The organism is Brevundimonas sp. (assembly GCF_041648055.1).
Taxonomy (GTDB): domain Bacteria; phylum Pseudomonadota; class Alphaproteobacteria; order Caulobacterales; family Caulobacteraceae; genus Brevundimonas.
This window is the reverse complement of record NZ_JBAZPS010000002.1, coordinates 149134-168077: the sequence shown is the minus strand read 5'-3', so window position 1 is coordinate 168077 and position 18944 is coordinate 149134. Positions and strand designations below refer to the sequence as shown.

Annotated in this window: 20 protein-coding genes; 16 read left to right on the top strand and 4 right to left on the bottom strand. The window is 65.3% G+C overall.

Translation table 11 applies throughout. The features are described 5' to 3' along the window. Window positions 1–44: 44 nt before the first annotated feature. Genes WC585_RS07130 through WC585_RS07115 form a run of 4 tightly spaced genes read left to right on the top strand, consistent with a single transcriptional unit; the run spans window position 45 to window position 4252 of the window. Window positions 45–1544 carry a phosphomannomutase/phosphoglucomutase gene (locus WC585_RS07130; protein WP_373256972.1) on the top strand — a complete coding sequence of 500 codons (1500 nt, stop codon included), beginning with the start codon at window positions 45–47 and terminating at the stop codon, window positions 1542–1544. Between the two features lie 28 nt (window positions 1545–1572). Then, complete coding sequence (locus WC585_RS07125; RefSeq protein ID WP_373256971.1) at window positions 1573–2895, top strand: FAD/NAD(P)-binding protein; 1323 nt, start codon at window positions 1573–1575, stop codon at window positions 2893–2895. Then, window positions 2895–3662 (top strand): ribonuclease T, encoded by a 768-nt coding sequence (locus WC585_RS07120; RefSeq protein ID WP_373256970.1) that lies wholly within the window; start codon window positions 2895–2897, stop codon window positions 3660–3662. The genes WC585_RS07125 and WC585_RS07120 overlap by 1 nt, the downstream gene beginning before the upstream one ends. After that, the gene (locus WC585_RS07115; protein ID WP_373256969.1) at window positions 3662–4252 is read left to right on the top strand and encodes a DUF805 domain-containing protein; all 591 of its coding nucleotides are present in this window, start codon (window positions 3662–3664) and stop codon (window positions 4250–4252) included. Before WC585_RS07120 ends, WC585_RS07115 begins: the two co-directional genes overlap by 1 nt. Here WC585_RS07115 and glmM read toward each other — a convergent pair. Further along, window positions 4249–5598: a phosphoglucosamine mutase gene (gene glmM, locus WC585_RS07110; RefSeq protein WP_373256968.1), complete on the bottom strand. Its 1350-nt coding sequence runs from the start codon at window positions 5596–5598 to the stop codon at window positions 4249–4251. The two genes, WC585_RS07115 and glmM, sit on opposite strands and share 4 nt — an antisense overlap. Window positions 5599–5764: 166 nt before the next feature. Between glmM and glmS the strand changes: the two genes are divergently transcribed. Together glmS and WC585_RS07100 are read left to right on the top strand one after the other, a co-directional pair. Then, entirely contained in the window at window positions 5765–7579 is a 1815-nt protein-coding gene (gene glmS / locus WC585_RS07105; protein ID WP_373256967.1) for a glutamine--fructose-6-phosphate transaminase (isomerizing), read from the top strand. Between the two features lie 55 nt (window positions 7580–7634). Next, entirely contained in the window at window positions 7635–8525 is an 891-nt protein-coding gene (locus WC585_RS07100) for a UTP--glucose-1-phosphate uridylyltransferase (protein WP_373256966.1), read from the top strand. Window positions 8526–8531: 6 nt separating this feature from the next. Here the strand turns inward: WC585_RS07100 and WC585_RS07095 are convergent, their stop codons facing one another. Together WC585_RS07095 and WC585_RS07090 are read right to left on the bottom strand one after the other, a co-directional pair. After that, window positions 8532–8750: a hypothetical protein gene (locus WC585_RS07095; RefSeq protein ID WP_373256965.1), complete on the bottom strand. Its 219-nt coding sequence runs from the start codon at window positions 8748–8750 to the stop codon at window positions 8532–8534. Between the two features lie 43 nt (window positions 8751–8793). Next, entirely contained in the window at window positions 8794–9531 is a 738-nt protein-coding gene (locus tag WC585_RS07090) for an alpha/beta fold hydrolase (RefSeq protein WP_373256964.1), read from the bottom strand. 90 nt (window positions 9532–9621) lie between these two features. Between WC585_RS07090 and WC585_RS07085 the strand changes: the two genes are divergently transcribed. The 9 genes from WC585_RS07085 to WC585_RS07045 all read left to right on the top strand — a co-directional run bounded on the left by WC585_RS07085 (window position 9622) and on the right by WC585_RS07045 (window position 17255). Then, on the top strand, window positions 9622–10569 hold the full coding sequence (locus WC585_RS07085) for a glycosyltransferase family 9 protein (protein WP_373256963.1): 948 nt from the start codon (window positions 9622–9624) through the stop codon (window positions 10567–10569). 145 nt (window positions 10570–10714) lie between these two features. Then, window positions 10715–11236 carry a translation initiation factor IF-3 gene (infC, locus tag WC585_RS07080; protein WP_373256962.1) on the top strand — a complete coding sequence of 174 codons (522 nt, stop codon included), beginning with the start codon at window positions 10715–10717 and terminating at the stop codon, window positions 11234–11236. Between the two features lie 227 nt (window positions 11237–11463). Further along, complete coding sequence (gene rpmI, locus WC585_RS07075) at window positions 11464–11661, top strand: 50S ribosomal protein L35 (RefSeq protein WP_003166435.1); 198 nt, start codon at window positions 11464–11466, stop codon at window positions 11659–11661. A 109-nt stretch (window positions 11662–11770) separates the two neighbouring features. Further along, complete coding sequence (rplT, locus tag WC585_RS07070; protein WP_292173351.1) at window positions 11771–12130, top strand: 50S ribosomal protein L20; 360 nt, start codon at window positions 11771–11773, stop codon at window positions 12128–12130. A gap of 86 nt (window positions 12131–12216) precedes the next feature. Beyond that, a complete protein-coding gene (gene pheS / locus WC585_RS07065; RefSeq protein WP_373256961.1) occupies window positions 12217–13293 on the top strand; it encodes a phenylalanine--tRNA ligase subunit alpha in 1077 nt (358 codons plus the stop codon). Between the two features lie 7 nt (window positions 13294–13300). Continuing rightward, window positions 13301–13714 carry a hypothetical protein gene (locus WC585_RS07060; protein ID WP_373256960.1) on the top strand — a complete coding sequence of 138 codons (414 nt, stop codon included), beginning with the start codon at window positions 13301–13303 and terminating at the stop codon, window positions 13712–13714. Beyond that, window positions 13711–14109 carry a hypothetical protein gene (locus tag WC585_RS07055; RefSeq protein ID WP_373256959.1) on the top strand — a complete coding sequence of 133 codons (399 nt, stop codon included), beginning with the start codon at window positions 13711–13713 and terminating at the stop codon, window positions 14107–14109. Before WC585_RS07060 ends, WC585_RS07055 begins: the two co-directional genes overlap by 4 nt. Next, a complete protein-coding gene (gene pheT, locus WC585_RS07050; protein WP_373256958.1) occupies window positions 14106–16514 on the top strand; it encodes a phenylalanine--tRNA ligase subunit beta in 2409 nt (802 codons plus the stop codon). The genes WC585_RS07055 and pheT overlap by 4 nt, the downstream gene beginning before the upstream one ends. A 120-nt stretch (window positions 16515–16634) precedes the next feature. Continuing rightward, window positions 16635–17255 (top strand): EipA family protein, encoded by a 621-nt coding sequence (locus WC585_RS07045; protein ID WP_292173338.1) that lies wholly within the window; start codon window positions 16635–16637, stop codon window positions 17253–17255. A 104-nt stretch (window positions 17256–17359) separates the two neighbouring features. On the opposite strand, the gene ppa is transcribed toward WC585_RS07045, so the two are convergent. Then, the gene (gene ppa, locus WC585_RS07040) at window positions 17360–17923 is read right to left on the bottom strand and encodes an inorganic diphosphatase (RefSeq protein WP_373256957.1); all 564 of its coding nucleotides are present in this window, start codon (window positions 17921–17923) and stop codon (window positions 17360–17362) included. 143 nt (window positions 17924–18066) lie between these two features. Between ppa and WC585_RS07035 the strand changes: the two genes are divergently transcribed. Continuing rightward, window positions 18067–18753 carry a DUF599 domain-containing protein gene (locus WC585_RS07035; RefSeq protein ID WP_373256956.1) on the top strand — a complete coding sequence of 229 codons (687 nt, stop codon included), beginning with the start codon at window positions 18067–18069 and terminating at the stop codon, window positions 18751–18753. Window positions 18754–18944 lie beyond the last annotated feature (191 nt).

Below are 18944 nucleotides of genomic sequence, written 5' to 3'. Positions count from 1 at the left end.
GACGCCCGGTCTATACGATGGGCGAAACGCATCAGGATCGAACCATGATCAAGCCCCGCCAGGATCTGAAACCCAATACCGCCGACTACGAGACAACGCCCCTGGTCAAGCCGACGGGGTTCCGCGAGTACGATGCCCGCTGGATCCTGGAAAAGGAGATCAATCTTCTGGGCATCCAGGCGCTGGGCCTGGGCCTGGCCACCTATGTGCACGAGATTGGCCAGACGCCCCGGATCGTGGTGGGCCACGACTACCGCTCCTATTCGCTGTCGGTGAAACAGGCGCTGATCCTGGGTCTGCTGGAAGGCGGGATGGAGGTGCTGGATATCGGCCTGGCCCTGTCGCCGACGGCCTATTTCGCCCAGTTCGAGCTGGAGGCACCCTGCGTGGCCATGGTCACCGCCAGCCACAACGAGAATGGCTGGACCGGGGTCAAGATGGGGGCGCAGCCGCCGCTGACCTTCGGCCCTGACGAGATCGGGCGGCTGAAGGACATCGTGCTGAACGGCGAAGGCGTGGCCCGGAAAGGCGGCTCGCTGACCCGCGTCGAGGGCTTCCGCGAGGCCTATCTGGCCGACATCGTGTCCAAGGTGAAACTGACCCGGCCGATCAAGGTCGTTGCGGCCTGCGGCAACGGCACGGCCGGGGCGTTTGCGCCCGAGGCCCTGCGCCGGATGGGGGCCGAGGTGATCGAGATGGACACCGAGCTGGACTACACCTTCCCCAAATACAATCCGAACCCCGAAGATCACGCCATGCTGATGCAGATGGCAGCGAAGGTGCGCGAGACGGGCGCCGACCTGGCTCTGGGCTTCGACGGCGACGGCGACCGCTGCGGCGTGGTCGATGATACGGGCGAGGAAATCTATGCCGACAAGATCGGCCTGATGCTGGGCCGCGACCTGTCGGCCCTGCACCCCAACGCCACCTTCGTCGTCGATGTGAAATCGACGGGTCTGTACAAGACCGATGAGGTGCTGAAGGCCAATGGTGCCGAGACCGTCTACTGGAAGACCGGCCACAGCTATATCAAGCGCAAGACCGCCGAACTGGGGGCCCTGGCCGGGTTCGAGAAGTCGGGGCATTTCTTCTTCAATGCGCCCCTGGGCCACGGCTATGACGACGGCATCGTGGCGGCCGGTGCCGTTCTGGCCATGCTGGACCGCAATCCCGGTAAGAAGCTGTCCGAGCTGAAGGCCGCCCTGCCCGACGCCTGGACCAGCCTGACCATGTCGCCGCATTGCGACGACGAGCTGAAATACGAGGTTCTGGAGCGGGTCGTGGCCGAATATCAGGCCTTGGCCGATGCGGGCGGATCGATCCTGGGCCGCAAGATCGTGGAGGCCATCACCGTCAACGGTGTGCGCGTGCATCTGGAAGACGGATCCTGGGTGCTGGTCCGTGCCTCGTCCAACAAGCCGGAACTGGTGGTGGTGGTCGAGAGCATGCGCTCGGCCGACGACATGCGGGCGCTGTTCCATGACGAGGTGAAGCCGCGACTGGCCAAGTACTCCGAGATCGGCGAGTACAACCAGGAAATCTGAGCCAGACAGGCTCGGGTTCGGGGGAGCCATGACAGGCAGACACATCGCCATCGTCGGCGGCGGCTTTTCCGGGGCCATGCTGGCAGCGCGGCTGGCCGAAAGCGGGATCGCATCGACGATCATCGACCGCGACGCCGACATCGGCCTCGGCGTGGCCTATTCGACGCCGTTCGACGGGCATCTGCTGAACGTTCGCTCCAACCGGATGAGCGCGGTTGAGGGGCGGCCCGACGACTTCGTGCAGTGGCTTCAGGCTCATCATCCCGACCAGGCCGCGCCCGAGGGCTTCGCGCCCCGGAGGCTCTACGGCCTCTATGTGCAGGACCGGCTGGCGGGCGTCGAGGCGACGCATCCTGGCCTGATCACGCGCGTCGTTGGAAAAGCCGTAACGGTCGAGGACGCCGCCGTGCGACTGGCCGACGGTCGTTTGATCGAGGCTGACGCCCTCGTACTGGCCACCGGCAACCCGGCCCCGAAGACGGCCGCGCCGGACGAGACCCAGGGGCGGATCATCGGCGATCCCTGGGCCGCCGGGGCGCTGGACCGGATTGGTGACGAAGACGACGTGATCATCGTCGGTACCGGCCTGACCATGGTCGACATGGTGCAGTGGCTGGTCGCACGGGGATGGCGGGGCAAGGCCTTGGCCCTGTCGCGGCGCGGGCTGAAGCCCCGAGCGCATGAGGCGACGCCCGACACCCCGGCGACACCCACCGGCATGCTGAAACTGGCCCCCGCCTCGCGTCGTCTGGCCGAGGCCCGGCGCATGGCAGGCGAGAGCGGCTGGCGCTCGGTCATGGAGGGTCTGAGGCCGGTCACCGCCGATCTGTGGGCGGCGGCGGACAGCGATCTGAGGGCACGCTTCGTGCGCCATCTGCGACCCTGGTGGGACGTGCACCGGCACCGGATCGCAGACAGTATCGCCACCTCGCTGGAGGCGTTGGAGGCCGAGGGTCGCCTGACGATCATTGCGGGACGGGTCAAGCGGATCGATCAGGACGAGACGGGCGTGACCCTGGACTGGCGACCCCGGCGTGGGCCGGACCAGCCGTCGATCACGGGCCAATGGCTGATCGACTGCACCGGGCCGGGACATGATCCAGCCAAGGATGTCCTGACCGGGCCGCTGATCGCCGCAGGGAGGGCGCGGATGGATGCATTGCGGCTGGGGCTGGATCTGGATGCGCAAGGCTGCGTGCTGGATGCGGACGGCGTGCCGGACGACCGGCTGCTGGTCCTAGGTCCGCCGGCAAGAGCCGCCTTCTGGGAAACCATCGCCGTACCCGATATCCGCAAGCGGATCGAAGATGTGGCGGCGACATTGAAGGCAACGACGACGGAGACGGCGTGATGGAACGCCTGGGGTTGATCGGCCTGCTGATACTCGGCGGCACCTTGCTGGCGTCGTGCGAGGCGCGACTGAGTCCGGCTTCGGACACGCTCGTGACGTCAGCGGCAGGTCCCGGGACCTGCATCCTGCCGACAAGTCTTCCCCCACCCGAGATGGAGCGGGTAAGGCCGGACGAGGTCGTGGCCGGACGGACCATCCTGTACCATATGCTGGCCGTCACCTGGATGCCCGAGACCTGCAAGGGCGGCGGCGACGGAAAAGGCGACCTGGCCTGCGGGAGCAGCAACCGCTTCGGCTGGACCTTGCACGGACTATGGCCCAATGCGGACGGGCGACCCTATCCGCGCTACTGCCGCCCGGCGACCCAAGTGCCGGAGGCCACCATCCGCGCCAACCTGTGCCGCACGCCGTCGGTCGATCTGGTCCAGCACGAATGGGCCGCGCACGGTACCTGTGGCTGGGACACACCGGAGGCCTATTTCGCCGATGCCGCGCGGTTGTACGACGGCCTGAACCGGCCTGACCCCACGACTCTGGCCCCTGGCGCGCGCGGCCCCACCGCAGGCCAACTGCGCGACGCCTTCGTGGCCGCCAACCCCGGCCTGCCCCGTGATGCGATCTATGTCGCTGTCGCCTCAGGCAACCGCCTGCGCGAGGTCCGCATCTGCCACGATCTGGAGTTCAAGGCGGCGCGGTGCCCGGTCGGCGGGCTAGGGACGCCGGACAATGTGGTGCTGACGGTGGAACCGGTGGCAGAGAAAAGTTGATGACCAATCCGATCATTCGCGGCTTTTGCAACCTGACACGCTTTTCCGGCCGTGACCGGCGCAGCCAGTTCTGGCCCTATGCGGGCGTTGCGGTGGCTCTCACCTTCGTGGTCATGGGTGCCGCCATGCTCTGGGCTATGTCGAGCTTCTGGGCCGAGGCGATGCGGGTTGCCGAGACCCACCCCGAAGTCGTGACGGTGGAAAGCGGACCGGGTTACTATTCGAGAGAGGTGGATGTCTCGGGCTATGGCCTGATGCCGGACCTCACGGCCTTTTTTGCCGTCATGGGGGTCAGCATTGTGATGTATGTCGCGCTGCTGGCGGCCGCCGTCAGCCGCCGCCTTCATGATCTCGGAAAGTCAGCGCTGTGGGGCCTGATGCCGGTCCCGTTCCTGATTTTCGGTGTCGTTTTCTTTCCGATCATGATGACCGGCATGATGGAGGCTGCAGAGCCCAACCCGGCCCTGTTCTTCCTGCTCTTCTTCAACAACTTGGCTTACATGGTCGGGCTGATCAGCCTGATTGTGATGCTGTGCCTACGAGGAACGGTCGGGCCCAACCGGTTTGGACCAGACCCGCTCCAAAACTAACCCACAGCCTTAACCGCCGCCACGACATCCGCCACCACCGCCTTCACCAGCGCCTCGTTGTCGCCCTCGGCCATGACGCGGATGAGTTTTTCGGTGCCGGAGGGGCGGACCAGCAGGCGACCCTGGCCCTTCAGACGGGCCTCGGCGTCGGCGATGGCGGCCTTGACGGCGGCGTCTTCAAGAGGCTTTCCGCCGGTGAAGCGGACGTTTTCCAGCAGTTGCGGCACAGGGTCGAACTGGCGGGCCAGTTCGCTCATGGGACGGCCGGATTCGATCAGGACGGCCAGGACCTGAAGCGCGCTCATCAGGCCGTCACCGGTCGTGGCGTGGTCGTGCAGGATGATGTGGCCGGACTGTTCGCCGCCGATGTTGAAACCGCCCTGACGCATCCGCTCCATGACGTAGCGGTCGCCGACGCCCGTGCGCTCCAGGGTCAGGCCCTCGGCGGCCAGGGCCCGCTCCAGCCCCAGGTTGGACATGACGGTGGCGACCAGCCCGCCGCCGGTCAGCAGGCCGCGCCGGGCCCAGTCGATGGCGACCATGGCCATGATCTGGTCGCCGTCCACGACCTGGCCCTTCTCGTCGCAGATGATCAGTCGGTCGGCGTCGCCGTCCAGGGCGATGCCGATGTGGGCCTTGTGCTCCAGCACGGCCTTGGCCAGCGTCTGTGGGTGGGTCGAGCCGCAGTTTTCGTTGATGTTCAGGCCATTGGGCTCGACCCCGACGCAGAAGACCTCGGCCCCCAGTTCGTAAAGCGTGGTCGGCGCGACCTTGTAGCCGGCCCCGTTGGCGCAATCGACGGCGATGCGCAGGCCTTGCAGGCTCAGACCCTTGGGGAAGCTGGCCTTGGCGATCTCGACGTAGCGGGCCTGGGCGTCGTCGATGCGCTTGACGCGCCCCAGCTTGTCCGGCGGGGCGAGACCCGAATCCAGCGCCTCGTCCATCATGGATTCGATCTTCAGCTCGACCTCATCCGACAGCTTGTAGCCGTCCGGTCCGAACAGCTTGATGCCATTGTCCAGATAGGCGTTGTGCGAGGCCGAGATCATCACCCCGATATCGGCGCGCATGGACCGGGTCATCATGGCCACGCCAGGCGTCGGCAGCGGCCCGAACGTCAGCACGTCCATGCCGGCCGAGGAAAAGCCCGCCACCAGCGCCGGCTCGATCATATATCCCGACAGGCGCGTGTCCTTGCCGATCACCACCAGGTGGCGACGGTCGTCGGACGACATGAACATCCGCCCCGCCGCCAGGCCGACGCGCAGCGCCACCTCGGGCGTCATGGGGTGGGTGTTGGCGCGGCCACGAATGCCGTCGGTCCCGAAATATCGTCTGTCGGCCAAGCTTGGTCTTCCCTGATCGGCGTCGCAGAAATCTTGCGAAACCGCTTTTTAGATGCGAACCCCGTCCCTGTCGCCTAAGCGAGTTGTGACAGTTCAGGGTCGGATTAGACCCTCACGCGCCCGCACGCAAAGCGGGCCCCATCCGTTTCCTCAAGGACGATTTCTCATGTGCGGCATCATCGGCGTGACCGGGACCGGCCCGGCGGTTCCCCGTCTGATCGACAGCCTGAAGCGGCTGGAATACCGGGGCTATGACTCCGCCGGGGTTGCGGCCCTCGTGGAGGGTCGCATCGAGCGCCGCCGCGCCAAGGGCAAGATTCGCGAGCTGGAAGCGGTGCTGGCCGCCGAGCCGCTGGAGGCCACCGTCGGGATCGGTCATACCCGCTGGGCCACCCACGGCGCGCCGACCACCGCCAACGCCCATCCGCACAAGGCGGGGCGGGTCGTACTGGTTCACAACGGCATCATCGAGAACTTCGCCGAACTGAAGGCCGATCTGGCCTCAGAAGGTCACGTCTTCGAAAGCCAGACCGACACCGAGGTGGTCGCCCATCTTCTGGATCGAGAACTGACCAAGGGCAATGATCCGCTGGTGGCCTTCAAGTCCGTGCTGGACCGCCTGACCGGAGCCTATGCCCTGGCCGTGCTGATCGAGGGCGAGGACGGGCTTATACTTGGCGCGCGACGCGGCAGCCCGCTGGTCGTCGGCTGGGGCGAAGGCGAGATGTATCTGGGTTCCGACGCCCTGGCGGTGGGGCCGTTTACCCAGAAGATCAGCTATCTGGACGAAGGCGATTTCGTCGCCCTGAACCGCGACGGCGCGCGCATGTTCGACGTGTCGGGCCAGCCTGCCGAGCGCCCGATCGTCACGGTTTCCGCCTCCTCGGCCCTGGTCGAGAAGGGCGAGTATCGGCACTTCATGGAGAAGGAAATCCATGAACAGCCCGACAGCGTCCAGCACACGCTGAGCCACTACCTCGACTTCGTGAACGCCAAGGCCAAGTCCGGCGACACCGATTTCGCCGCTGTAGACCGCATCCAGATCGTGGCCTGCGGCACCGCCTTCTATGCGGGTCAGATCGGTCGTTATGCGTTCGAGAAGCTGGCCGGCCTGCCCTGCGACGTCGAGATCGCGTCGGAGTTCCGGTATCGCAGCCCGGCCCTGTCCAAGGGCACCCTGGCCGTCGCCGTCAGCCAGTCGGGCGAAACCGCCGACACCCTGGCCAGCCTGTCCTGGTGCAAAGCCAAGGGACTGAAGACCGCCGCCCTGGTCAATGTGCACTCGTCATCGATGGCCCGCGAAGCCGATCATCTGTGGCCCACGCATGCGGGCCCCGAGATTGGCGTCGCCTCCACCAAGGCCTTCACCGCCCAGGTCGCGGCCCTGCTGGCCCTTGCCGTGGCGGCGGGGGTCCAGCGCGGCACCATCGACGCGACCCGCGAGACCGAGCTGGTCAAGGCTCTGTTCGAGGCCCCACGCCTGATTGCCGAAGCCATGCTGATGGAGGATGCGCTGAAGGCCGTGGCCCATGATCTGGCCCGGGCGACCGACGTGCTGTTTCTGGGTCGCGGGGCGATGTTCCCCCTGGCCATGGAAGGGGCGCTGAAGCTGAAGGAGATCAGCTATATCCATGCCGAGGGCTATGCCGCGGGCGAGTTGAAGCACGGCCCCATCGCCCTGATCGACGAGGAGACCCCCACCGTCGCCTTGGCACCGCTGGACGATGTGTTCGAAAAGACAGCCTCCAATCTGCAGGAAATTGCGGCACGTGGTGGTCCGGTCATCATGATCGCGCCCAAGTCTGCGCCCGACCTGCACGGCACCGGAATTCGCCGCGTCGACGCTCCCGACTGTCACCCCCTGATCGCCCCGCTGGTCTATGCCGTGCCGGTGCAGTTGCTGGCCTATTATACGGCCGTCCAGAAAGGCACGGACGTGGACCAGCCGCGCAACCTGGCCAAGTCCGTGACAGTTGAGTGATCGCAACTGGCTGCGAATGCGTTAGGCTGCTTCGAGCCGTTTCTCAGGAACATCCATGACCGACCATTCCCGCCGTCTCCGCAAGGCCGTCCTGCCCGTCGCGGGCCTGGGCACACGCGTCCTGCCCGGGACCAAGACAACGCCCAAGGAGCTGCTGAACGTCGTCGACAGGCCGATCCTGAGTTACATCGTGGAGGAGGCACGCGAGGCCGGGATCGAGCACATCGTCTTCGTTACGGGGCGATCGAAGGGGGCGATCGAGGACTATTTCGATCACCAGATCGAACTGGAGGCCCAGCTGCTGGCCAAGGGCAAGACCGAGATTCTGGAGGCCATGATCGCCGAGCTGGCGACCGCCGGCGAGATGAGCTTCACCCGCCAGATGCAGCCCCTGGGCTTGGGCCACGCCGTCTGGTGCGCCCGCGATATCATCGGTGACGAGCCTTTTGCCGTGTTGCTGCCCGATGTCATCGTGGATTCGCAGCCAGGAGCGCTGAAGCAGCTTGCCGAGGTCTATGCCCAGGTGGGCGGCAATGTCATCGGCGTCGAGGCCGTGCCCGAGAGCGAGACCCACAAATACGGAATCGTCGATCCCCTGGACGGGCCCGAGGGGCGCAACGGCGCTCACATCCGCATGAAGGGCATGGTCGAAAAGCCGCCACGAGGCGAAGCACCGTCCAACCTTTCCATATCCGGGCGCTACATCCTGCAGCCGGAGATATTCGGCATACTGGAAAACCAGCCACGTGGTGCAGGCGGCGAAATCCAGCTGACCGACGGCATGGCCCGGCTCATGAAGGACCAGACTTTCACGGCGGTCGAATACGAGGGGATCACCCACGACTGCGGCGACAAGATCGGACTGTTGCGAGCCAATGTCGCCCTCGCGCTGAAACGCCCCGATCTGGGCGATGCGGCAAGGGCTGCGATCAGCGCCCTCCTCTAGAGCCGTCTAACGGTTCGGGATCCGCCCGCCGCCGTTGCGGAGTTCACAGACATTGTCAGTCTCCGGACGACCGGTCTGCCGTCCAATGGGTGCGAGAATGCCGCCTCGCGCCTCACAGTCGGCGGAAAGCCGGTTGAACTCACTGGTGTAGCGGTCCTGTCCGGGAGACGAGGCGCAAGCGGCCAATGACAGGGCCAGCGCGGTGGAAGCCAGGGCGATACGCATGGGTCATGTTTCCTTTGGTCTGAATAAGGAATGTGAACGCCGATCAGCGGTTCCGCGCAACCGTTTCGACCATCCTCCTCAGATCTACCTGTGACGACAGACGGTGATCGCCGCCGGTGATGAGGTCCAGAGACACGTCGCCACCGGACAGACGCGCGATCAGCTCTACCTGATGCCTCCAAGGAACAGTCGTATCGTCGCGCCCCTGAAGGATATGAATCGGGGCCGCTACAGGGATGATGCCGTCCAGCAACAGCCAGTCACGCGCCTCCTCGAACATGGTGCGGGTCAGGACGTATTCACCCAGCCCGTCCTCGACTATGGTTGTCTCGCCATCGCGCAGAATGGTTTGACGTTCATGATCGGCAAGGCCGGGCCACATCAGGCGCTCGGTAAAGTCCTGAGCCGGATTGATCAGGATCAGAGCCTTGATCCGCGCCGGCCGAGCCAGTGCGGCCAGCAAGGCGATCCAGCCGCCCATGGACGAGCCCACCGGGATGACCGGCCCTTCAAGACTGTCAATCAGAGCGATCGCATCCTCGCGCCAGCGGCCTATGGTGGCCTGACGCCAATCGCCGGATGACTGGCCGTGGGCGAAGTGGTCGTAGCGGACGAAGTTCCAGCCCCGCTCGCGCGCCGCCGCATCGAGGGCCAGGGCCTTGGTCCCCTCCATGTCAGAGCGGAAGCCGCCGATCCAGAGGACGGTCGGGCCCGAGCCATCGACGCGCTTGAAGGCCAGGGTTTCGCCGTCGGGGCGATGCAAGGTCTGGATGTCGCTCATGGTGTCTTTTGCCGCCTCCTGTGCGGTTCGTCACTCGGTGTCGATCAAAGCCGGACTTGACCCCGTTACGCGATGACGGAACACAGGCGCATGTCTACCGCGCCACAGGTTCTGTTCGTCACCTCCAACCGCATCGGCGACTGCGTAATTTCGTCGGGCGTCATCCGCGAGATTCTGCGCCAGATGCCAGGAGCCGAGATCACCGTCGCCTGTGGTCGCCCGCCCGCCCCCTTCTTTCGCTCGGCCCCGGGCGTGACGCGGACGATCATCCTGGACAAGAAGAAGCTGGCCGGACACTGGGTCGATCTATGGAAACAGGTCGTCGGCACCCGCTGGGACCTGGTGATCGACATCCGTGGATCAGCACTCAGCTATCTGGTCCCGGCCAAGCGTCGCATCGTCTACAACCGCTCCTGGGAGACGGGCCTGCGCAAGGTCGAGATGGTGTCGCGCCTGATGGGGTCGGCGGCGCCGCTGGACCCCGAGATCTGGCTGGACGAACAGGCGCGGGTTGAGGCTGCCGCCGTCATCGACCCTCAACTGTCTGCCGGCCCCGGACCGGGTCGCATCATCGCCCTCGCTCCGATCGCGCATCAGCCGGGCAAGAGCTGGCCCGCCGACCGCTGGGGCGCACTGGTCGAAAGGCTGAAGGCTGAGCCACGCTTCGATGGCTGGCGCTTCATGCCTGTCGGCGGGCCGGGCGACCGGCCACCCGCGACACCCGCACTGGAGGCTGCCGGAGCGCGCGGCATCGACTTCGTGGGCAAGGGAGACATCCTGGCCTCGGCCGCCGCCATTGATCGGGCGGACCTGTTCGTCGGCAACGATTCCGGCCTGATGCATGTATCGGCGGCGCTGGGCGGCCCGACGCTAGGGCTGTTCGGGCCGACTGAATGGTGGCTGTACGGTCCGTGGGGACCCAAGACCCGCACGGTCGCCTCCAACGAGACGCGCGGTCAGTTCGCTCCCATCGAGGACCTCAGCGTCGATCGTGTGTTTCAGGCGGTTCTGGCCCTGCACGACGACTTCATTCGCTAGGCCATACACGTGCCGAACCTTGTGAAATGGCGCGTTCGCGGTCATATAGAAGCCCGTAGGGTGAAGAGAGCGATCCGTCGCGCCCTTCGCTTCGCCGTCACACGACCCCCATTCACGCAAGGAAACGACGCCCATTCGCCGTCCGATGAACCAGCCGCCCGTCAAGGACGGCCCCCCCATGAACCAGGATATCCGCGCGCCGCGCGTTCTGCTGATCGATCAGAACGGCGAGAAACAGGGCGTCATGCCCACATCCGCCGCGCTGGAAGCCGCCGAAGAGGCGGGCATGGACCTGGTTCAGATCGTTTCCACCTCGGAACCGCCGGTGGTGAAGATCCTCGACTACGGCAAATTCCGTTTCCAGGAGCAGAAGAAGAAGGCCGAGGCCCGCAAGCGCCAGAAGGTCGTCGAGCTCAAGGAAATCAAGCTGCGGCCCAATATCGACACCCACGACTATGAGGTGAAGGCCAAGGCCATGCACCGCTTCTTCGACGAGGGCGACAAGGTCAAGGTGACGCTGCGCTTCCGTGGCCGCGAAATGGCTCACCCCGAACTGGGCATGAAGCTGCTGAACAAGGTCCAGGAAGACTTCGACGAAGTCGCCAAGGTCGAATATGCCCCGCGCATGGAAGGCCGCCAGATGATCATGATCCTGGCCCCTAAATAGGCCTCGATTGCATCGCTCAGACGCCCCGGCTGGTCCGGGGCGTTTTGCGTTCAGGGGGTGTGCCGACAAGAACCATCTTGCCTTGTGGCCCCGGTTCACATACACACCGCGCCTTCGCGTACCGAACCGCCGGGCTAACAGGCATGCCTGGGCGGTTCTTAATCAGGGATATTCCTGTGGGCTCAAGTAGCCGACAGGCGATAGCCCACTCATTAAAGAGAACTGAAATGCCCAAACTGAAGACGAAGTCGGGCGCCAAGAAGCGCTTCAAATTCACGGCGACTGGCAAGGTCAAGGCCGGCGTAGCAGGCAAGCGTCACCGCTTGATCAGCCACAACAGCAAATACATCCGCCAGAACCGCGGCACCTCGGTCATGGCCGATGCCGACGCCAAGAAGATCAAATCCTACATGCCCTACGCCTGAGGCGCAGAGCACATACCGATCTGACTTCACCGCATTGAATTTGAACTGATCCCCTCAAGCAGCAAGCCGCCGCGCGGCGCGCGATAGGGGTCTCCGAAGGAAAAACAAAATGGCTCGCGTCAAAAGGGGCGTAACGTCCCACGCCAAACACAAGAAGGTTCTGGAACAGGCCAAGGGCTTCCGGGGCCGTCGCAAGAACACCATCCGCACGGCCAAGGCCGCCGTGGACCGCGCCGGGCAATATGCCTATCGCGACCGCCGCACCAAGAAGCGCAACTTCCGCGCCCTCTGGATCCAGCGCATCAACGCCGCCGCCCGGATCGAAGGCTTCACCTACAGCCAGTTCATCCACGGCCTGGGCCAGGCCGGCATCGAGCTGGACCGCAAGGTCCTGGCCGCGATGGCTGCCGACGAAGGCGCGTTCAAGGCCATCGCCGACAAGGTCCGCGACGCCCTGAAGGCCGCCTGATTTTCCGGTAACGGATGCTGAAAAGCCCCCCGGTTCGCGCCGGGGGGCTTTTTGCTTTGAGCCCCAGCGGCTAGACGAAACTCACAATGACCGATCTCGCCCAACTTGAACTCGACCTGATCAATGCCATTGGTGCGGCCGACAGCGTCGCCGCCGTCGAAGACATCCGCATCTCGGCCCTGGGCAAGACCGGCGTCATCTCTGGCCTGCTCAAGGGCATGGGGGCCATGAGTCCTGATGAGCGGCGCGAGCAGGGGCCTGTGATCAATGGCCTGCGCGACCGTGTCGCCGCCGGACTGGCGGCCCGTAAGGCCGAGCTGGAAGCCGCTGAGTTGGACGCCCGGCTTCTGAGGGAGCGCATCGACCTGACGCTGCCGTCACGGCCGCGCCGGGCCGGCAGCGTCCATCCGACCATGCAGGTGATGGACGAGATGATCGCCCTGTTCGCCGACATGGGCTTCGCCGTCGCCGAAGGTCCGGACATCGAGGACGATTTCCACAACTTCACGGCCCTGAATTTCCCGCCCAAACACCCGGCGCGGGAAATGCATGACACCTTCTTCCTGAAGCCCGATCCGGAGACCGGCGAACGCAAGGTGCTGAGGACGCACACCAGCCCGGTTCAGGTGCGCACAATGATGTCGCAACAGCCGCCGATCCGCATCATCGCCCCCGGCCGGACGTTCCGTAAGGACTCGGACGCCACCCACACGCCGATGTTCCATCAGGTCGAAGGTCTGGTGATCGACAAGAACATCCATATGGGCCACCTGAAGTGGACGCTGGAAACCTTCGTCGCGCGCTTCTTCGAGCTTGATCACGTCGACGCGCGGTTCAGGCCGCACCACTTCCCCTTCACCGAGCCCTCGGCCGAGATGGACATCCGCTGCGACCGTTCGGGCGGGGAGCTGAAGCTGAACACCGGCGACAGCTGGATGGAGATCCTGGGCTGCGGCATGGTTCACCCCAATGTGCTGAAAAACTGCGGCATCGACCCTGACGAGTATCAAGGCTTTGCCTTCGGCATGGGCGTGGATCGCCTGGCGATGCTGAAATACGGCATTCCCGACCTGCGCCCCATGTTCGACGCCGACACCCGCTGGCTGGCCCACTACGGTTTCTCAGCCTTCTCCGCACCCAATCCCGCCTCCGGCCTGAGCTAGGAACATCATGACCGACCAAACCACCCCGATGTCAGCCGAAGAGGCCGCCGGCCGTGCTCTGGTGGCCCGCACTACTTTTGAAAAGGAAGCGGTATGGCTGCCTATGCTGGCAGTCCAGCACTGGAATGCGGGTGAAATGTCGATCAAGGACAAGACGTTTACGGATTGTGTGATCGAAGGCCCTGCAGTCATGGCCGTGATGAACGGCACCTTTTTCGATAGCTGCGCGATGGGCACGACGACCGACGTGAAAGCACTGCTTTATCGCCCTGTCAGCGATGTGAAGATGGCTGGCGTGGTCGGCGTTTCGAACTGCCGGTTCGTGCGTTGCCGCTTCGTGCAGGTAGGCTTCACCGGCTCGGACCAGCTGCTGGATGAGATGGCATCCGGGATTCGCAGTCAGGCGAGCGCGTCGTCATGAGCCGGCTGCCGATCACCCGTGAGATTCGCATCGCGTCAGACCTTCGCGCGACGGTTTTCGAAGACGTCGATCTGAACCTCTTCGACCTGCATGTCGACAACAACGGCCCGGGGCTGGGCGTTATCGTCGGTCGCACATTTCGCGGATGCCGCCTTCAGGGGCCGGCCATCATGCTGGTCTCCATGGGTGTCCGTTTCAACGACTGCAACTTCGGCGATCCCGACGGCGACATGCGAAACCTGGTGCTCAGGGCAGAAGGCAAGCGAGCCTTGGGCACCATCCCCTTCCGCGATACCCTGTTCGACGGCTGCGAGTTCCTCAACGTCGGCTTCACCGGGCCGTCCGAAATTCTGGACCAGCTTCTTCTCGTTTCCGGAACCGCCCCAAAGATATGAAATTCACCCTCTCCTGGCTGAAGTCCCACCTGAACACAGAGGCTGATGCCGCCACGGTGGCCGAAGCCATGACCATGGCCGGTCTGGAGGTCGAGGACGTCCACGATCCCATAGCGACCCTTGCTCCGTTCACAGTGGCGAAGATCGTCTCGGCGGAACAGCATCCCAATGCCGATCGGCTGCGCGTCTGTCAGGTCGAGACCGTCGACGGAATGAAGGAGATCGTCTGCGGTGCGCCCAACGCGCGGGCGGGCCTGACCACCATCTATGCGCCCATCGGGGCCTATGTCCCGGGGCTGGGCGTCACCCTGGTCGAGAAGCCGGTGCGGGGCGTGGTCTCCAACGGCATGCTGTGCTCCGCGTCGGAACTGGAACAACCCGGCGATAGCGACGGTATTCTGGACCTGCCCGGCCAGCTTCAGGTCGGCACGCCCGCCGCCGCTGTTTTCGGGGCCGAGCCGGTCATTGATTTCGAGGTCACCCCCAACCGCCCCGACTGGCTGGGCGTCGCCGGCATCGCGCGCGACCTGGCCGCAACCGGCATGGGCACCCTGATCGACTATGAGATCGCCACAGTGCGCGGCGGCTTTGCCTGCCCCATCACCGTCCGGATCGAGACGCCTGACCTGTGCCCCGTCTTCGCCGGGCGACTGATCCGGGGCGTGAAGAACGGGCCGTCGCCGGCCTGGCTGCAGCATCGCCTCAGCGCCATCGGCCTGCGTTCGATCAACCGTCTGGTCGATGTGACCAATCTGATCGCCTACGACCGCGCCCGGCCCCTGCATGTCTATGACGCGGCCAAGCTGGTGGGGTCCGAGATCGTCGTGCGTGGTGGTCAGGTCGCGTCGGATACGGGAGAGCCCGAACATCTGATCGCCCTGGACGGTAAGACCTATGCGCTTGGCATCGACATGTGCGTCATCGCCGATGCAGCGGGCGAGCGCCCCATCGGCCTGGGCGGCGTCATGGGCGGCGAGAGCACCGGCTGTTCCGAGGACACCACCGACGTCTTCCTCGAGAGCGCCTGGTTCGATCCGATCACCACGGCCCAGACCGGCCGCACCCTGAGCATCAGCTCCGACGCCCAATACCGGTTCGCGCGCGGCGTGGACACGGCCTCCGTCGTGCCGGGACTGGAGCTGGCCACGCGGCTGATCCTGGACCTGTGCGGGGGCGAGCCATCCGACGTCATCGTCGCCGGACAGGCCCCGGCCCTGCCCGCGCCCGTCACCTTCGATCCCGCGCGGGTGGAGCGGTTGACGGGTCTGAGCCTGAGCGACGACCGCATCGCTGAAATCCTGAGTGCCTTGGGCTTCGAGATCGCACGTGGCTCGACCTGGACCGTCACCCCACCCTCGTGGCGGCGCGATGTCGAAGGCGCGGCTGACCTGATCGAGGAAGTCGCGCGGATCGAGGGCTACGGTGCCCTGCCCTCAACCCCCTTGCCCGATCAGGGCGCACCGTCGCGCGGTGTGCTGAACCCGCGTCAGGCCCGCGTGCGGCTGGCACGACGCGCCTTGGCCGCCATGGGCTATGCCGAGGCCGTCACCTGGTCCTTCACCAAACAGTCGACCGCGACCCTGTTCGGCGGCGGTGACGACCGCCTGCTGGTCGAGAACCCCATCGCGGCGGACCTCGACTGCATGCGGCCCTCGGCCCTGCCCAACCTGATCCAGGCGGCCGCCCGCAATGCTGCGCGCGGCCATGCCGATGCGGCCCTGTTCGAGATTGGCCCCATCTATCTGGACGATCAGCCGACCGGTCAGCGCACCGTCATCGCCGGCCTGATCGCGCCTCATGCCGCCCGTCACTGGAGCGGAAACGGCGAAGAGGCTCTGTTCGGCCTGAAGGGTGATCTGATGGCCCTGCTGAGCCAGCTCGGCGCACCCGTCGCCTCGCTGCAGCTGGTTCAGGGCCAGAACCGCGACTGGTGGCATCCAGGCCGGTCCGCACGCCTGCAACTGGGCCCCAAGACCGTGATCGCAGAGTTCGGAGCCCTGCACCCCCGCGTGCTCAAGGCGCTGGACGCAGACGGTCCCATGCTGGCGTTCGAGATCGTGCTGGATTCCGTGCCCGAACCACGCGGGGCCAAAGCCAAGACCCGCGGTCCGGCCCAACTGGCCAACCTGATGCCGCTCAGCCGCGACTTCGCCTTTGTGGTCGAGGACGGCAAGGCAGCCGGAGAACTGGTCCGCGCCGTGGCCGGGGCGGACAAGGCCCTGATCACTGATGTGCGGGTCTTCGACCTGTATCGCGGCCAGGGCGTGGCCGAAGGCCATGCCTCGGTCGGGCTGGAAGTCATGATTCAGCCGCGCGAGGCCACCCTGACCGAGCCCGAAATCGAGGCCTTGTCGGCGAAGATCGTCGCGGCGGCGGCCAAGACAGGCGCAGTTCTGCGGGCCTAATCCGGCGCGCGGCAAGGTTCCGTTAACCTTGCCGCCGCAAGGCTGACTCAAAGAGCGGCGACGGTGTCGTCAGCGCCCGCGCCAGTCGGGCGGACCGTCTCGCCTTCGGAGCCAAAAGTCATGCATCGCCGCCAGTTGATCCTCTCGGGCCTCGCCGCCACCGCCGGAACCGTCGGCCTGTCCGCCTGCGCCACCACCAACAACGGCCAGCCGTCCGACCCCAACTATCCGATCCGCTCCGACCAGAACGCCCAGGCCTATACGGCTGACGAACTGGTCGCCGCCGGTTCACGCGAACTGGGCATCGCCGCCGAGGCCATCGGCGGCGCGATCGAGCGCATCTTTGCCGACAACGGCGACCGTCCGACAGCCTATATCGCGGGCGAGGAAGCCGCCGGGGCCGCCGCCATAGGCCTGCGCTACGGACGTGGGGCCCTGCACATGAAGGACCTGTCCGCTTCGCAGGAAGTCTTCTGGCAGGGGATCTCGATCGGCTGGGACATCGGCGGCAATGCCAGCCGGGTCTTCACCCTGGTCTACGGCCTGTACCACCCCGACATGATCTATCGCCGTTACCCCGGCGTGGAAGGTACGGCCTATCTGATCGGGGGCCTTGGCGTGAACTATCAGCGCGCGGACGGCATCGTCCTGGCCCCGATCCGCACGGGCGTCGGCCTGCGCGCCGGTGCCAACGTCGGCAGCATGGCCTACAGCCGCCAGCGGAACATTCTTCCTTTCTAGTGAGGGAAGAGCGCTAGCGCTCGCCGCGCGGCGGCTCGCTGCTTGAGCGCGGAAGTCAGAATTGAAAAGGGGCGAGGCCGCAGCGGCCTCACCCCTTTTTCTTATCAGGCGGCGTTGGCGGCCTTGCCCTCGGCCTTTTGCTTGGCATCGTGGGCCCGCATGCCGTCGGCGATCAGTTCGGCGGCCTTGCCGGCGTCGCCCCAGCCCTTGACCGTCACCGACTTGTTCTTCTCCAGGTCCTTGTAGCGGGTGAAGAAGTGCTCGATCTGCTCGACCAGGATGGCGGGCAGCTGACGATAGCTGGCGATGTCGGTGTAATAGGGGTTCAGCTTGTCGACCGGCACGGCCAGGATCTTGTCGTCGCCACCGGCCTCGTCTTCCATCATCAGCACGCCGATCGGGCGGCAGCGGATGACACAGCCCGGCACCACCGGCGCAGGGTTCAGCACCATGACGTCGCAAGGGTCGCCGTCGTCGGCCAGGGTATGCGGCACGAAGCCGTAGTTGCCCGGATAATACATGGCCGTGTGCAGGAAGCGGTCCACGAACAGGGCACCGCTATCCTTGTCCATCTCGTACTTCACCGGCAGGCCACCCTGCGGGATCTCGATAATGACATTCAGGTCCCAGGGGGGATTGGGGCCGACGGGGATGGCGTCGATGTTCATGACGGGCTCAACTGTTGTGCACTGCAAGACGGGGAGGCGCGCGTGATAGGCTCCGGATGGCTTCTAGGCAAGCATTGCGGCCCCGCACCCTTGCCCCCACCGTCCGCTGACTGCAGGAAGAGACAGACCGAAGGAGCACGACGATGACCCTGCTGGATGGACTGGCCCTGTCGCTCTTTGTCGTGTGCTGGCTGGGCTACGGACCGTTCCTGACCCTGCTGGCGCGCAGCAGCGGCTCGCTGAACGACGACATGACCGTGATCCGCCGTGTCTGGATGACGGCCATGACCCACCGCGAGGTCCGGCTGATCGACAGCCATCTGATGGGCAACTCCATCAACACCGCCAGCTTCTTCGCCTCGACCAACCTGCTGCTGATCGCGGCGGTCGCCAGCGTTCTGTTCGGCGGCGAGGCGGCCTTGCAAGGCTTTGCCGTGGTTGGAGCAGAACAGGTGCCGCTGAAACTCATGGAAGCCAAGATGGCGCTGGTGCTGGTCTGTCTGGCGCGCGGTTTCCTGGATTTCATCTGGTCGATCCGGCAGCTGAACTACGCCCTGGCCCTGATCGGAGCGGCACCGGAAGCCCATACCGAGGCGGACCGCGTGGCTTTGGGCGAGGCAGCGACGGGCGTGATGAATCCGGCCTTGGGGGCCTTCAGCCAGGGAGTGCGCGGCTATTATTTCTCGCTGGCGGCGGCCGCCTGGCTGTTCGGACCGATCTGGCTGGCGCTGGGTGTGGCCCTGACGACCGGGCTTCTGGTCTGGCGACAGGCTGGATCACCTGCGGCGAGGGCCTTGCGGAGCGCCCGACGGCTGCTGGATCCCAAATAGCGGTCGGTCGTTCGCACCAGCGGCACCCTGGAGGCGAAACTTGCCGCTGAAACCGGTTACGACGATCTCCTGAAGGCCAAACACCCCGTTACACAGCGTTACCGCAGGTGCGAAATACCCGCTTGACGGATTGTGCACCGCACACTAGCTTGATTTTCGACGCTTCGGCGTCATGCCCTTCCTGGGCGTTT

What these genes read in the sequence shown, in the direction of transcription:
- WC585_RS07130 (WP_373256972.1), top strand. Translation starts at nt 45, where the DNA reads ATGATCAAGCCCCGCCAGGATCTGAAACCCAATACCGCCGACTACGAG.
- WC585_RS07125 (WP_373256971.1), top strand. Translation starts at nt 1,573, where the DNA reads ATGACAGGCAGACACATCGCCATCGTCGGCGGCGGCTTTTCCGGGGCC.
- WC585_RS07120 (WP_373256970.1), top strand. Translation starts at nt 2,895, where the DNA reads ATGGAACGCCTGGGGTTGATCGGCCTGCTGATACTCGGCGGCACCTTG.
- WC585_RS07115 (WP_373256969.1), top strand. Translation starts at nt 3,662, where the DNA reads ATGACCAATCCGATCATTCGCGGCTTTTGCAACCTGACACGCTTTTCC.
- glmS (WP_373256967.1), top strand. Translation starts at nt 5,765, where the DNA reads ATGTGCGGCATCATCGGCGTGACCGGGACCGGCCCGGCGGTTCCCCGT.
- WC585_RS07100 (WP_373256966.1), top strand. Translation starts at nt 7,635, where the DNA reads ATGACCGACCATTCCCGCCGTCTCCGCAAGGCCGTCCTGCCCGTCGCG.
- WC585_RS07095 (WP_373256965.1), bottom strand. Translation starts at nt 8,750, where the DNA reads ATGCGTATCGCCCTGGCTTCCACCGCGCTGGCCCTGTCATTGGCCGCT.
- WC585_RS07090 (WP_373256964.1), bottom strand. Translation starts at nt 9,531, where the DNA reads ATGAGCGACATCCAGACCTTGCATCGCCCCGACGGCGAAACCCTGGCC.
- WC585_RS07085 (WP_373256963.1), top strand. Translation starts at nt 9,622, where the DNA reads ATGTCTACCGCGCCACAGGTTCTGTTCGTCACCTCCAACCGCATCGGC.
- infC (WP_373256962.1), top strand. Translation starts at nt 10,715, where the DNA reads ATGAACCAGCCGCCCGTCAAGGACGGCCCCCCCATGAACCAGGATATC.
- rpmI (WP_003166435.1), top strand. Translation starts at nt 11,464, where the DNA reads ATGCCCAAACTGAAGACGAAGTCGGGCGCCAAGAAGCGCTTCAAATTC.
- rplT (WP_292173351.1), top strand. Translation starts at nt 11,771, where the DNA reads ATGGCTCGCGTCAAAAGGGGCGTAACGTCCCACGCCAAACACAAGAAG.
- pheS (WP_373256961.1), top strand. Translation starts at nt 12,217, where the DNA reads ATGACCGATCTCGCCCAACTTGAACTCGACCTGATCAATGCCATTGGT.
- WC585_RS07060 (WP_373256960.1), top strand. Translation starts at nt 13,301, where the DNA reads ATGACCGACCAAACCACCCCGATGTCAGCCGAAGAGGCCGCCGGCCGT.
- WC585_RS07055 (WP_373256959.1), top strand. Translation starts at nt 13,711, where the DNA reads ATGAGCCGGCTGCCGATCACCCGTGAGATTCGCATCGCGTCAGACCTT.
- pheT (WP_373256958.1), top strand. Translation starts at nt 14,106, where the DNA reads ATGAAATTCACCCTCTCCTGGCTGAAGTCCCACCTGAACACAGAGGCT.
- WC585_RS07045 (WP_292173338.1), top strand. Translation starts at nt 16,635, where the DNA reads ATGCATCGCCGCCAGTTGATCCTCTCGGGCCTCGCCGCCACCGCCGGA.
- ppa (WP_373256957.1), bottom strand. Translation starts at nt 17,923, where the DNA reads ATGAACATCGACGCCATCCCCGTCGGCCCCAATCCCCCCTGGGACCTG.
- WC585_RS07035 (WP_373256956.1), top strand. Translation starts at nt 18,067, where the DNA reads ATGACCCTGCTGGATGGACTGGCCCTGTCGCTCTTTGTCGTGTGCTGG.